This window comes from Embleya sp. NPDC005575 (assembly GCF_040605455.1).
GTDB lineage: Bacteria > Actinomycetota > Actinomycetes > Streptomycetales > Streptomycetaceae > Embleya.
On the sequence record NZ_JBEXCV010000207.1, the window covers coordinates 1 to 12,317 of the forward strand.

Sequence of the window (12,317 nt, forward strand, 5' to 3'; positions counted from 1 at the left end):
GCGCGGCGCGGTCCGGGTCGACCGCCCGGCCGGCGCGGCAACGCCTCGGCGACGCGCGAGGGCATCCTGGAGGCGGCGCGCGCCGAGTTCGCCGCGCGTGGCTACGCCGGTGCCTCGGTGCGCGCGATCGCCCGGGGTGCGGGGGTGGATCCGGCGCTGGTGCACCACTACTTCGGCTCCAAGGACCGGGTGTTCATCGCGGCGATGGACCTGCCGCTGGAACCCGAGGCGCTCGTCGGCCGGGTGTTCGCGGGGGGCGTCGAGCAGGCGGGCGAGCGGCTGGCCGAGGCGTTCGTGACGCTGTGGGAGCACCCGGACACCGGTCCTCGGCTGCTGGCCATCTTGCGCACCGCGGTCTCCGACGGCGGCAACCCGGCGTTTCGCGAGTTCGTCGGGGCCGAACTGATCGCGCGCCTGGCCGAGGGGATCGGTGGCGACGACGGGGCGCTGCGGGCGAACCTGTGCGTGAGCCAACTCCTGGGAGTCGCGCTCACCCGCTACGTGCTGCGGCTGGAGCCGATCGCCTCGACGCCGGCGGCACGGATCGCCGAACGGCTCGCGCCGATCCTGCAGCGCCATCTGACCGGCTGATCGCGATTCGGCCCGGGTGGACCGGATCCGACCGGGCTCGCGCCGGGTCGCATGGTGGACGTCCGCGCCGCCGGTCGCGGTCGCGGACGTAAGCTCGAAAGCACCCCGGATCCACCGGTGAATTGCTGAGAGGGTGTGTGCAGTGCCGCAACTCAGGTCTCGGACGGTCACCCACGGTCGCGAAATGGCGGGCGCACGCGCGCTCCTCATGGCCGCAGGCGTCAAGCGTGAGGACTTCGGCAAGCCGATCATCGCGGTTGCCAACAGCTTCACCGAGTTCGTACCGGGGCACACTCACCTCCAGCCGGTCGGCCGGATCGTGTCCGAGGCGATTTCCGCGGCGGGCGGCATCCCGCGCGAGTTCAACACGATCGCCGTCGACGACGGCATCGCGATGGGCCACTCGGGCATGCTCTACTCGCTGCCCTCGCGCGAGCTGATCGCCGACGCCGTGGAGTACATGGTCAACGCGCACCAGGCCGACGCCATGGTGTGCGTGTCGAACTGCGACAAGATCACCCCCGGCATGCTGATGGCCGCGCTGCGGCTGAACATCCCGGCCGTGTTCGTCTCCGGCGGTCCGATGGAGGCCGGTACCGCGGTCATGGTCGACGGCCGGGTGCGCCCGCACCTGGACCTGATCACCGCGATCTCCGACTCCGCGTCCGACCAGGTCTCCGACGAGGACCTGGAGCGGATCGAGAACGCCGCGTGCCCCACGTGCGGTTCGTGTGCCGGCATGTTCACCGCCAACTCGATGAACTTCCTGGTCGAGGCGATGGGCCTGGCGCTGCCGGGCAACGGCTCGGTGCTCGCGACGCACACCGCGCGCAAGGCGTTGTACGAGGACGCGGGCCGCACGGCGGTGGAGATCACCAAGCGCTACTACGAGCAGGACGACGAGAGCGTGCTGCCGCGCAACGTGGCGACCCGGCAGGCGTTCGAGAACGCGATGGCGATGGACATCGCCATGGGCGGCTCGACCAACACGATCCTGCACCTGCTCGCGGCCGCGCAGGAGGCCGAGATGGACTTCACGATGGCCGACATCGACGCGCTCTCGCGGCGCGTGCCGTGTCTGGCCAAGGTGGCGCCGAACAACGCGCCGTACCACGTGGAGGACGTACACCGCGCGGGCGGCGTGCCCGCGCTGCTCGGCGAGTTGTACCGCGCCGGGCTGCTGCACGAGGACGTGCGTTCGGTGCACACCGATTCGCTCGCCGAGTGGCTCAAGACGTGGGACGTGCGCGGCGGTTCGCCTTCCGCCGAGGCGGTCGAGCTGTTCCACGCGGCGCCCGGCTGCGTGCGCTCGGCCACCGCGTTCAGCCAGTCCGAGCGCTGGGACTCGCTCGACCTGGACGTGGCCGCGGGCTGCATCCGCGACGTCGAGCACGCGTACAGCAAGGACGGCGGCCTGGGCATCCTGTACGGCAACCTCGCCGAGGCGGGCTGCGTGGTCAAGACCGCGGGCGTGGACGAGTCGATCTGGACCTTCTCCGGCCCGGCTGTGGTGGTCGAGTCGCAGGAGGCGGCCGTCGACGCGATCCTGACCAAGCGGGTCAAGGAGGGCGACGTCGTGGTCGTGCGCTACGAGGGCCCCAAGGGCGGTCCGGGCATGCAGGAGATGCTCTACCCGACGTCCTTCCTCAAGGGTCGCGGGCTCGGCGCGAAGTGTGCGCTGATCACCGACGGGCGCTTCTCCGGCGGCACCTCGGGCCTGTCCATCGGGCACGTCTCGCCGGAGGCGGCGGCAGGCGGCACGATCGCGCTGGTCCAGGACGGCGACATCATCTCCATCGACATCCCGAACCGGCGGATCGAGCTGGAGGTCTCCTTCGAGGAGCTGGCCGAGCGTCGCGAACGGCTGCTGCACGACCTGGGCAAGTACCGCCCGGTCGACCGCGACCGGGTGGTCAGCACCGCGTTGAAGGCGTACGCGGCGATGGCCACCAGCGCGGACAGGGGCGCGGTGCGCGACGTGTCGATGTTCGACTGAGCCATGTCCGACTGATCCACGGCGATTGCCACAAGGGCGTCCCGGCTGCGGCCGGGGCGCTCTTTGTCGTGCGCGCGGGTCCCTTGTCATGCGCCCGGGCCCGTCGCGCGCCTGGGCCCCGACACCCGCGCGGGTCCTTGACGAGGGGCGGTCGGCGAGCGCATATTCAACACATGATGAATTATGTCGGGGACGACGCGATCCGGGCCGAGGGGCTGCGGGTCGTGCGTGGCGGGCGCGTGGTGCTCGACGATGTCTCGTTCGTGGTGCCGCGCGGGAGTGTCACGGGGCTGCTCGGGCCGAGCGGTTGCGGCAAGAGCACACTGATGCGCGCGATCGTCGGTGTGCAGGCGCACGTGAGCGGGCGGCTGGACGTGTTGGGCCGGCCCGCCGGTCACGCCGGGCTGCGCAGCGCGATCGGCTATGTGACCCAGGCACCGTCGGTCTACGCGGACCTGACCGTGCGGGAGAACCTGCGCTACTTCGGCTCGATCCTGGGCGCCGGCACGGCCGAGGTGGACCGGGTGCTCGGCGAGGTGGACCTGACCGACCGCCGGGACGCGACCGTGGCCCGGTTGTCCGGCGGGCAGCGGGCCCGGGTCTCGCTGGCCGCCGCGCTGCTGGGCGCGCCGGAGCTGTTGGTCCTGGACGAGCCCACGGTCGGCCTCGACCCGGTGCTGCGGCGCGATCTGTGGGGCCTGTTCCACCGGCTCGCCGCCGGCGGCGTCACGCTGCTGGTGTCCAGCCATGTGATGGACGAGGCCGAGCGCTGCGACCGGCTGTTGCTGCTGCGCGACGGCGTGCTGCTCGCCGACGACACCTTGGCCGCGCTGCTGGCGCGCACCGGGACGCAGGACGCGGAGTCGGCCTTTCTTACGCTGGTCGACGCCGCGGCCGGGCCCGGCCCGACCTCTGCCGCCCCCTCGCCTTCGGCTTCGGATTCGGTTCCCGGGAGTGCGTCATGACCGGCACCGCCACCACCGCCACCGCGCGCCGTGTGCTCGCCCAGTTGCGGCACGACCCGCGCACCATCGCGCTCATGCTGCTCGTACCGTGCGTGCTGCTCACGCTGCTGTACTGGCTCTACGACGGCCGGCCGCAGCAGTTCGACCACATCGGCGGGCCGCTGCTGGGGATCTTCCCGTTCGTGGTGATGTTCCTGGTCACCTCGGTGGCCACGCTGCGCGAGCGGTCCACCGGCACGTTGGAGCGGCTGCTCACCATGCCGATCGGCAAGCTGCAACTGATCGGCGGCTACGCGCTCGCCTTCGGTCTGGTCGCGGTGGTCCAGGCGGCCGTGGCCACCGGGCTCGCGATCGGCCTGCTCGGTCTGGACGTGGCCGGGCCGACCTGGCTGATCCTGTGCGTCGCGGTGCTGGACGCGCTGCTCGGACTCGCCCTCGGGCTGCTGGTGAGCGCGTTCGCCAACACCGAGTTCCAGGCCGTGCAGTTCCTGCCCGCGGTGATCCTGCCGCAGTTCCTGCTGTGCGGGCTGTTCGTGCCGCGAGACCAGATGCAGCCGGTGCTCGAAGCCGTCTCCGATGTGCTCCCGCTGTCCTACGCGGTGGATGCGATGCTCCGGCTGACCACCGAGAGCGAGGTCTCCGGCCTGCTGCTTCGCGATGTCGCGGTGATCGCGGGATGCGTGCTCGCGGCCCTCGCGCTCGGTGCGCTGACCCTGCGCCGGCGCACCCCATAGGACACGTGTACGTACCGTACGGTGGCCACTGGAGGCACGCGGCGTGCCTCCAGTGGACCAACGAACGCGAGAAAGTGTGGGGCCATGGCTCAGCGGGTCGCCGTCGTCGGCACCGGGAAAATCGGTGAAGCGCTGTTGTCCGGAATGATCCGGGCGGGCAAGAGCCCGGGCGACCTCCTGGTCACCACGCGCCGGGCGGAGCGGGCCGAGGATCTGCGCCGCCGCTACGGCGTGGAGGCGGTCACCAACGCCGAGGCCGCCAAGGCCGCGGACATCCTGATCCTGACCGTCAAGCCGCAGGACATGGCCGCGCTGATGGACGAGTTGGCCCCGCACGTGCCCGCCGACCGGCTGATCGTCAGCGGCGCGGCGGGCATCACCACCTCCTTCCTGGAGGCCCGCCTGGCCGCCGGCACCCCCGTGGTGCGGGTCATGTCGAACACGCCCGTGCTGGTGGACGAGGGGATGAGCGCGATCTCCGGCGGCGCGCACGCCACCGAGGAACACCTGGCGCGGGTCGAGGAGATCTTCGGCTCGGTCGGCAAGACCATCCGCGTCCCGGAGAAGCAGCAGGACGCGGTCACCGCGCTGTCCGGCTCCGGCCCGGCCTACTTCTACTTCCTGGTCGAGGCGATGACCGACGCCGGCATCCTGCTCGGGCTGCCGCGGGCCGCCGCGCACGACCTGATCGTGCAGGCCGCGGTCGGCGCGTCGGTGATGCTGCGCGACTCGGGCGAGCACCCCACGCTGCTGCGTGAGGCGGTGACCTCCCCGGCCGGCACCACGATCGCGGCGATCCGCGAGCTGGAGAACCATGGCGTGCGCGCCGCGCTGCTGGCCGCGCTGGAGGCCGCGAGCAACCGGTCGCAGGAGATTGCCGAGGGCCTCAAGTGAAGCCCGACCTGGTGATCTTCGACAACGACGGTGTGCTGGTGGACAGCGAGCCGATCGCCAATCGGGCGCTCGCCGGCCTGCTCACCGAGCTGGGCGTGCCCACCGGCTACGAGGACTCGCTGCGCGACTACCTCGGCGGCACCATGGCCCGCGTGCACACCATCGTCCGCGAGCGGGACGGTGTCACGCTGCCCGAGGACTTCGATCACGTCTACCACGAGCGGGTGTTCGCCGGGTTCCGGGCCGAACTGGAGGCCGTGGCCGGGGTCGCCGACGTGCTTGCCGCACTCGACCTCGCGGGTGTCCCGTACTGCCTGGCCTCGTCCGGCACGCACGAGCGGATCCGGCTCGCGCTGACCCGGACCGAACTGATCGGGCACTTTCCGGACGCGGTCCGGTTCAGCAGCCAGGACGTCGCACAGGGCAAACCCGCGCCCGATCTGTTCCTGCACGCGGCGGCCGCGATGGGCGTCGATCCGGCGCGTTGCGTGGTGGTCGAGGACAGTCCGCTGGGTGTCCAGGCGGCACGGGCGGCGGGGATGACCGTCCACGGCTATGCCGCGATGACCCCGCCGGAGCGGCTGGCGGACGCCGATTCGTTGTTCAAGGACATGGCCGACCTGCCGGAGCTACTGGGAATTCGACCGTCGCCGGGCGGTTTGTCCGCTCAGGGAATCTGACGATTCATCAAAAGATCTTCCCGGCCTCTGTCCGTCGAAGTGACCCGTCGGTAGCGTGCACGCCCATGCAGGTGACCGAGTCGGCGGCCGGGCCGTCCAAGGACGAGATGTTGCGCCGCGCGCGGTTCAGCCTGCTCGCGTGCTTCCTGATCCAGGGCGTGTCCTTCGCCCTCCTGGTGACCCGGATCCCGGCGATCCAGCGCCGCTACGACATGGGCGACGGCACGCTGACCGCGGTCCTGTCGGTGGTGCCGATCGTCGCGGGCGTGGGCAGCGTGATCGCCGGCGCGCTGGCCAAGCGCTTCGGCAGCCGACTGGTGCTCCGGGTGTCCCAGCCGATCGTGTGCGCGGTCCTGATCGGGGTCGGCGCGGGCGATCGGCTGTGGCAACTGGCGATCGTGCTCTTCGTGTTCGGGCTCTCCCTGGGCGCGGTGGACGCCACGATGAACATGCAGGGCGTGGCAATCCAGGCCCGCGCCGGTCGCAGCATCATGCTCGGCTTCCACGCCTCGTACAGCCTCGGCGGCCTGGCCGGTGCCGGTGTCGCCGGGCTGTGCGCGTGGGGTGACGTTCCGCTGGTGTGGATGTACGCGGTGGCCGTCGTGGTCACCGTGCCGGCCCTGCTCGTGCTCGGCCCCGGCTACCTGGGAACGGACACCGCGATGCCGGTCGCCGACCCGGAACACGCGGCGGCCCGCAAGCTGCCGTGGCGCCCGCTGATCCCGCTGTGCCTGGTGATGACGTTCGCCTACATCGGCGACTCGACGGTGGCCAACTGGAGCGCGGTCTACCTGGAGAAGGTGCTGGACAGCTCCGAGGCGTTCGCGGTGGTCCCCTACATCGCGTACATGATCACCACACTGGTCGGCCGCAGCGTGGGCGACCTCGGCGTGCGCCGCTGGGGCATGGTCAACGTGGTCCGCGGCGGAGCCGTGGTCGCCGCCGCCGGCTTCGCGGTGATCATGGCCGCCCCGCACGCCGCGGTGGGTCTGCTCGGGTTCGTGATCCTGGGCGTGGGCCTGTGCGTCCTGGTCCCGCAGACCTTCGCCGCGGGCGGCCGACAGTCGCCGCAGGACGCCGACGAGGCGGTGGCCCGCCTCAACATCTTCAACTACGTCGGCTTCCTGGTCGGCACCCCGCTCGTGGGCGGGATCGCCGACCTCGCCTCGTTCCGCGTCGCGATGCTGGTGCCGCTGTTCCTGGTGCTCGCCGTGGTGCCGCTGGCCCGCGCCTTCGCCCCACACGGTGAACCCGCTCACGACCGATGATCGCGGGCCGACCCGGGCGGTAGCGTGACCGCATGAGTCGAGCGGTGCACGTGATGTGGGACGACCGGATGACCGGTTACGACTTCGGCTCGTGGCACCCGATGAAGCCGGTACGCCTGCGCCTGACCATCGACCTGATCCGTGCCTTCGGCCTGCACAACCTGCCGGAACTGCGGGTGTGCGCGCCGGGGATCGCCACCGACGAGCAACTGGCCACGGTGCATACCGACGCCTACGTCGCCGCCGTGCGCGCCGCTTCGCTCGATCCCCGAAAGGCCGATCCGGCGTTCGGGATCGGCACCGAGGACACCCCGGCGTTCGCGGACATGCACGACGTGTCCGCGCTGATCGCCGGCGCCTCGATCGCCGCGGCCGACGCGGTGTGGCTGGGACCGGAACACCCGGACGGCGCCGACCACGCGATCAACTTCGCGGGCGGCCTGCACCACGCGATGCCCGCCGCCGCGGCCGGATTCTGCGTCTACAACGACCCCGCGCTGGCGATCGCGCGCCTGCTCGAACTCGGCGCCGAACGGGTTGCCTACGTGGACATCGACGTGCACCACGGTGACGGTGTGCAGGAGGCGTTCTGGAACGACCCGCGCGTGCTCACCATCAGCCTGCACGAGAGCCCGCGCTTCCTGTTCCCGGGCACCGGCTTCCCGGACGAGGTCGGCGGGCCGGACGCCGAGGGCTTCGCGGTCAACGTCGCGCTCCCGCCCGGGATCGCCGACGCGGCCTGGCTGCGCACGTTCGACGCCGTGGTGCCGCCGCTGCTTGCGGCCTTTCGCCCGAACGTGCTGGTCACCCAGCACGGCGCGGACACCCACGTGGAGGACCCGCTCGCCCACCTCGCGCTGAGCGTGGACGCGCAGCGCACGGCGCACGCCGCGCTGCACGCGCTCGCGCACGAACACGCCGGCGGGCGCTGGATCGCCACCGGGGGCGGGGGCTACGCGGCGGTGGACGTGGTCCCGCGCACCTGGACGCACCTGGTCGCCGAGGCGGCCGGACACCCCATCGACCCCGCCCGGGACGTGCCGCTCGACTGGCGCGAGGAGGTCCGAATGCTGACCCGCGAAACGGGACCGCAGCGGATGACCGACGGCGGGACCGGCGATTTTCGGCCATTCTCTACGGGCTACGACCCGGCGGACCGGACCGACCAATCAATTCTGGCCACCCGGCGTGCGGTCTTCCCGGCGCACGGTCTCGACCCGATGTTCGACCTTTGACCCGGTACTCCAGACGCGTGCCGTGACCTCGACCCGTGACTCAAGGAGCTGTGCGTGACCGTTGCGGTTCCCACCCCCGCGGAGCTTCGCTCCCACCTCGTGCGCGGCCGGATCGCCGGCGACGTGGCGACCACGAGAGAGAACAACCTCCGGCACTACCGACTGATGAGCGAGCGGCACCCCGGCCATCTGTTCGGCCTCGAACCGGACGGTCGGTGGAACGCGGACGACGTGCTGGCCCTGATGGTGCGCCGTTGCGGAGTGGTCGCCGATCCCGGCCACCGCAACGGCCAGGACACCATCGACCCGGATCTGACCATCGCCGCCTTGGACGCGTACGCGGATCGGGTGATGCTGGCCGGCAAACGCCGCGAGCGGGTGATCGTGGCCACGGGCCACCCGAACGGCCTACAGGAGTGGTACCGCACGCTGGCGCGCGTGCTGCGCGACGCCGGGTGTACGCTCCTGCGCCCCGCCGCGGGCTGGACCTATCGCACGCCGACCGCCGAGGGCGGGCAGAGCCGCACGATCCGGTACCGGGGCGACGTCGCCATGGTCGTCGACGACGAGGGAGACTTCCGGCACACCCACTCCGCGCGCGGAATCCGGGCGATGCTGGCCGAGTTGGCGGCCGCGCGCGAGCCGCTTCCGGATCTGCTGATCGGCGACCACGGCTGGGCCGGAGGCGCCGGTCAGGCGGGTGTTCCCACGATCGGATTCGCGGATTGCAACGATCCCGCGTTGTTCGTGGCGGCTGAGGAGGGCCGGGTCGAGGTGGTCGTCCCACTCGACGACAACGTCGCGCCGCACCTGTACAAACCGCTCATGGCGTACGTGCTTGATCGGTCCGGACTGTCCGGAATCAATCCATAAAACAGCCTGATGGGCGATTCAGGTGGGATAACTACTCCTCTTCCCCACTGGTACCACACGCCACTACTCTGGAGGGACGCACGTGCGTGTGGCAGTCGCCGGAGGGGAAGCCGGCGCCCGACGCGTGCTGAATGGTTCGGTGCGTCATGGCTTCTGGAGAGAGGCCTCTCAACGAGGTCAACTTCTTGACTGTGGCCGAGGTGGCCGCGGTGATGCGGGTGTCCAAGATGACGGTGTATCGCCTGGTCCACAGTGGCGAGATGCCGGCCATCAGGGTTGGTCGGTCCTTCCGAGTTCCGGAGCAGGCCGTCCACGACTACCTGCGAGACTCCTACGTGGAAACAGCGTAGGGGGGCATTACGGACCGCCTCGTTTAGAGGTGGGCCGGGGCGGCGAGTAGGCTGGCCCCCAGTTGTGCGGGCTGATCCGGCTCCGCGCGGTAGGAACGTCACGTGAGCGAGGGTTGTCGGTGGGCTCTGTCATCAAGAAGCGTCGCAAGCGCATGGCGAAGAAGAAGCACCGCAAGCTTCTCAAGAAGACGCGTGTGCAGCGTCGCAACAAGAAGTAGGCATCCCACCGGCGTATGCCGCTGAAGCCTTGGGCGACCGCCCGTCGTGTTCCCTTCCGGGGACGCGTCGGGCGGTCGTCGTGCGTTTCGGGGTGTTGCGGATGGATGTCTCGGCGGGCGGGTCCGAGATGCCGGCGTGAACGCCTCGTAAACGCGCGCCCGGCGGGTAGTCGGGACGGATACGTTGGAACTTGCCGCCTCGCGTATGCGTTCCGTAACCATTCGGCTGCGTGGCGATCACCTGGCGGGCAAACATGGGCGGGGGGAGGCACAGCATGGGACGTGTCGTCATGGTCACCGGTGTAGCCGGCGACCCGGGGGCCGATTTCGTACGGATGATCCGCGACGAACCGGGCGTCGATCGGGTGATCGGGGTCGACATGGTCGAGCCCGCGTCCGCCCCCGACGGAGTGGACTTCGTGCTCGCCGACATCCGCAACCCGATGATCGCCAAGGTGGTCGCCTCGGCGGCGGTGGACACCGTGGTGCACCTGAGCCCCAGCGAGGTGCCGCCGATCCACGGCGGCGCGGTCTCGATCAAGGAGACCAACGTCATCGGCACCATGCAGCTGCTCGCGGCCTGCCAGAAGGCGCCGTCGATCCGCCGCCTCGTGGTGCGCTCGACCACCGCCGTCTACGGCGGTTCGCCGCGCGATCCCGCGCTGTTCGCGGAGGACACCGAACCGCGCGTGCAGCCCTCCGCCGGCTGGGCCAAGGACGCCGTCGAGATCGAGGGCTACGTGCGCGGCTTCGCCCGGCGCCGGCCGGATGTCGCGGTCACGGTGCTGCGGTTCGCGCCGCAGCTCGGGCCGCGGACCGATTCGCCGATGGGCTCCTACTTCGGGCTCCCGGTGTTGCCGACGGTGCTCGGCTACGACCCCCGCCTGCAGTTCGTGCACGAGGACGACCTGCTGGAGGCACTGCGGATCGCCGTGCTGGCCGATCGGCCGGGCACCTACAACATCGCCGCCGAGGGGGTGCTGTTCCTGTCCCAGGCCGCGCGTCGGCTGGGCCGACCGGTGTTGCCCTTCCCGGCCGCCGCGGTCGGTCTGGTGAATCAGGGTTTGCGCCGCGCGGGATCGGTGCACCTGTCCGCCGAGCAGGTGCGGCTGCTCACCCATGGGCGTGTGGTCGACCCCACGCGCGCCCGGGAGAAACTGGGCTTCGTCGCGGCCAGGAGCACGGCCGAGACGTTCGCCGACTATGCCTGGGGTCGATATTCGGCCGGCCTGTTGGACCCGAGGCGCCTGGCACAGGTGCCCGATCGACTCGCCACGTTGCTGCTCACCAGGAGGAGCCCCGATGGGTGACGCCCGGATCATTCCCTTCGACGGTGCCGCCTCCGGGGCGCGGACGCCCGCGCCCCGGTCGGGGCGACGGACCACCCGACCCGCGCGGGCGGTCCGGGTACCCGAGCCGGTCGAGGGCGAGGTGCCGGTGCGGTCGATCGAGGGGCGCTCGGCCGAGGAGCGGCCGGCCCGGGAGCGGTCGGTCCGCGAGCGTGAGGAGAGCGCGGGCGCGGGTGCGGGACCCAGGCGGGCGCCGGGGACCGGGCGCTCGGTGCTCGGGTCGCTCGCGGGCGCGGTCGGCGGGGTCGTGGGCGGTGCCGCCGCCGGGCTGCTGGACGGCGTGGCCGGACCGGGCTGGGAGGAAAAGGCCGCGGACGGGCTCGCCTTCCTCCGCCGGCGGATCACCGGTGACTACGAGGTGGACGAGTTCGGTTTCGACCCCGAGCTCAACGACAAGCTGATGGCCGCGCTGCGGGTGGTCTACGAGCAGTATTTCCGGGTCGAGGTCAGCGGCCTGGAGAACATCCCGGCCAAGGGCGGTGCGCTGATCGTCGCCAACCACTCCGGCACGCTGCCCGTGGACGCGCTGATGACCCAGGTGGCGGTGCACGACCACCATCCTGATCAGCGCAATCTGCGGCTGCTCGCCGCAGACCTGGTCTTCCAACTGCCCCTGGTGGGGGCGGTGGCGCGCAAGAGCGGACACACCCTCGCCTGCCACGCGGACGCCGAACGCCTGCTCGCCAAGGGCGAATTGGTCGGGGTGTGGCCCGAGGGCTACAAGGGCCTGGGCAAGCCGTTCAGCGAGCGGTACAAGTTGCAGCGCTTCGGGCGCGGCGGTTTCGTCTCGGCGGCGCTGCGCACCGGGGTGCCGATCGTGCCGTGCTCGATCGTGGGCGCCGAGGAGATCTATCCGATGGTGGGCAACGTGCGTACGCTCGCCCGGCTGCTGAACCTGCCCTACTTCCCGGTCACTCCGATCTTCCCGCTGCTGGGCCCGCTCGGCCTGGTGCCGCTGCCGACCCGGTGGCGGATCGAGTTCGGCGCGCCGATCCGCACCGACGCGTACGCGCAGGAGGCGGCGGACGACCCGATGGTGGTGTTCAACCTCACCGACGAGGTGCGCGAGACCATCCAGCACACCATCTACCGGCTGTTGATGCAGCGTCGGTCGGTTTTCTTCTAGGGCGTCGGGGGGGGGGGGGCCCACGCACCCCCCCCCCC

At 71.1% G+C, this 12,317-nt stretch carries 13 protein-coding genes; all 13 read left to right on the forward strand.

The window, feature by feature from the left end; translation table 11 throughout:
- Positions 1 to 591: TetR family transcriptional regulator (locus ABZS54_RS38640; protein ID WP_355546873.1), on the forward strand; the 591-nt coding region annotated here is incomplete at its 5' end.
- Between the two features lie 142 nt (positions 592 to 733).
- A complete protein-coding gene (gene ilvD, locus ABZS54_RS38645) occupies positions 734 to 2,587 on the forward strand; it encodes a dihydroxy-acid dehydratase (protein ID WP_355546875.1) in 1,854 nt (617 codons plus the stop codon).
- Between the two features lie 173 nt (positions 2,588 to 2,760).
- Positions 2,761 to 3,552, forward strand: coding sequence for an ABC transporter ATP-binding protein (locus tag ABZS54_RS38650; RefSeq protein ID WP_355546877.1), 792 nt, complete (start codon positions 2,761 to 2,763; stop codon positions 3,550 to 3,552).
- Positions 3,549 to 4,286 carry an ABC transporter permease gene (locus tag ABZS54_RS38655; RefSeq protein ID WP_355546879.1) on the forward strand — a complete coding sequence of 246 codons (738 nt, stop codon included), beginning with the start codon at positions 3,549 to 3,551 and terminating at the stop codon, positions 4,284 to 4,286. Before ABZS54_RS38650 ends, ABZS54_RS38655 begins: the two co-directional genes overlap by 4 nt.
- Before the next feature lie 84 nt (positions 4,287 to 4,370).
- Positions 4,371 to 5,180 (forward strand): pyrroline-5-carboxylate reductase, encoded by an 810-nt coding sequence (proC, locus tag ABZS54_RS38660; protein ID WP_355546881.1) that lies wholly within the window; start codon positions 4,371 to 4,373, stop codon positions 5,178 to 5,180.
- The gene (locus tag ABZS54_RS38665) at positions 5,177 to 5,860 is read left to right on the forward strand and encodes an HAD family hydrolase (RefSeq protein WP_355546883.1); all 684 of its coding nucleotides are present in this window, start codon (positions 5,177 to 5,179) and stop codon (positions 5,858 to 5,860) included. The genes proC and ABZS54_RS38665 overlap by 4 nt, the downstream gene beginning before the upstream one ends.
- 65 nt (positions 5,861 to 5,925) lie before the next feature.
- The gene (locus ABZS54_RS38670; protein ID WP_355546885.1) at positions 5,926 to 7,128 is read left to right on the forward strand and encodes an MFS transporter; all 1,203 of its coding nucleotides are present in this window, start codon (positions 5,926 to 5,928) and stop codon (positions 7,126 to 7,128) included.
- Between the two features lie 32 nt (positions 7,129 to 7,160).
- The gene (locus tag ABZS54_RS38675; RefSeq protein WP_355546887.1) at positions 7,161 to 8,363 is read left to right on the forward strand and encodes an acetoin utilization protein AcuC; all 1,203 of its coding nucleotides are present in this window, start codon (positions 7,161 to 7,163) and stop codon (positions 8,361 to 8,363) included.
- Positions 8,364 to 8,417: 54 nt separating this feature from the next.
- Positions 8,418 to 9,236, forward strand: coding sequence for a phosphatase (locus ABZS54_RS38680; protein WP_355546889.1), 819 nt, complete (start codon positions 8,418 to 8,420; stop codon positions 9,234 to 9,236).
- 146 nt (positions 9,237 to 9,382) lie between these two features.
- Positions 9,383 to 9,586, forward strand: a complete 204-nt coding sequence (locus ABZS54_RS38685) for a helix-turn-helix domain-containing protein (RefSeq protein ID WP_020549639.1) — start codon at positions 9,383 to 9,385, stop codon at positions 9,584 to 9,586.
- 119 nt (positions 9,587 to 9,705) lie between these two features.
- Positions 9,706 to 9,804 (forward strand): AURKAIP1/COX24 domain-containing protein, encoded by a 99-nt coding sequence (locus tag ABZS54_RS38690; RefSeq protein WP_012854759.1) that lies wholly within the window; start codon positions 9,706 to 9,708, stop codon positions 9,802 to 9,804.
- A 275-nt stretch (positions 9,805 to 10,079) separates the two neighbouring features.
- The gene (locus tag ABZS54_RS38695; RefSeq protein ID WP_355546891.1) at positions 10,080 to 11,114 is read left to right on the forward strand and encodes an NAD-dependent epimerase/dehydratase family protein; all 1,035 of its coding nucleotides are present in this window, start codon (positions 10,080 to 10,082) and stop codon (positions 11,112 to 11,114) included.
- On the forward strand, positions 11,107 to 12,279 hold the full coding sequence (locus ABZS54_RS38700; RefSeq protein WP_355546893.1) for a lysophospholipid acyltransferase family protein: 1,173 nt from the start codon (positions 11,107 to 11,109) through the stop codon (positions 12,277 to 12,279). Before ABZS54_RS38695 ends, ABZS54_RS38700 begins: the two co-directional genes overlap by 8 nt.
- The last annotated feature ends 38 nt before the right edge of the window (positions 12,280 to 12,317 follow it).

What these genes read in the sequence shown, in the direction of transcription:
- ABZS54_RS38650 (WP_355546877.1), top strand. Translation starts at nt 2,761, where the DNA reads ATGATGAATTATGTCGGGGACGACGCGATCCGGGCCGAGGGGCTGCGG.
- ABZS54_RS38655 (WP_355546879.1), top strand. Translation starts at nt 3,549, where the DNA reads ATGACCGGCACCGCCACCACCGCCACCGCGCGCCGTGTGCTCGCCCAG.
- proC (WP_355546881.1), top strand. Translation starts at nt 4,371, where the DNA reads ATGGCTCAGCGGGTCGCCGTCGTCGGCACCGGGAAAATCGGTGAAGCG.
- ABZS54_RS38670 (WP_355546885.1), top strand. Translation starts at nt 5,926, where the DNA reads ATGCAGGTGACCGAGTCGGCGGCCGGGCCGTCCAAGGACGAGATGTTG.
- ABZS54_RS38675 (WP_355546887.1), top strand. Translation starts at nt 7,161, where the DNA reads ATGAGTCGAGCGGTGCACGTGATGTGGGACGACCGGATGACCGGTTAC.
- ABZS54_RS38685 (WP_020549639.1), top strand. Translation starts at nt 9,383, where the DNA reads ATGGCTTCTGGAGAGAGGCCTCTCAACGAGGTCAACTTCTTGACTGTG.
- ABZS54_RS38695 (WP_355546891.1), top strand. Translation starts at nt 10,080, where the DNA reads ATGGGACGTGTCGTCATGGTCACCGGTGTAGCCGGCGACCCGGGGGCC.
- ABZS54_RS38700 (WP_355546893.1), top strand. Translation starts at nt 11,107, where the DNA reads ATGGGTGACGCCCGGATCATTCCCTTCGACGGTGCCGCCTCCGGGGCG.